Origin of the sequence: Tritonibacter sp. SIMBA_163 (assembly GCF_046535935.1) — a bacterium.
Lineage (GTDB): Bacteria > Pseudomonadota > Alphaproteobacteria > Rhodobacterales > Rhodobacteraceae > Epibacterium > Epibacterium scottomollicae.
Genome location: NZ_JAWJBP010000217.1, coordinates 1 through 323, shown reverse-complemented (window position 1 = coordinate 323; position 323 = coordinate 1). Strand labels below are relative to the sequence as shown.

At 37.8% G+C, this 323-nt stretch carries 1 protein-coding gene; it reads left to right on the top strand.

Going from position 1 to position 323, the window contains the following annotated elements; all coding sequences use genetic code 11:
* A partial coding sequence (locus tag R0J92_RS22150) for a hypothetical protein (protein WP_411053237.1) occupies positions 1–230 on the top strand: 230 nt, incomplete at its 5' end.
* Between the last annotated feature and the right edge of the window lie 93 nt (positions 231–323).

The window sequence follows — 323 nt, the reverse complement described above, 5'->3', positions numbered from 1 at the left end:
CATCATCTGAGCTTTCACAAGGTCAGGTGCAAACAGTAACAACTGGCACATCAAATGCACCGTCTGCTTCTGGCGGATCAAAACAGATCATCATTAATTTTAATGGTGAGCAGCATTATCATAATGGTCAAGATGCAGATTCACTTGTTGAAAAGATCAAACAGATGTTGGTTGATGAATTAGAAAATGAAATCAACACTGGAACGAAGGGAGTCGTGATTGATGGCTAAATCAAAATATCAATTATGGATTTCGCAAGGGAAGGACAAATTACGATTCCCTGTCCTTACAGAGAAATTAGAACTCAATAACAACGTACAAAA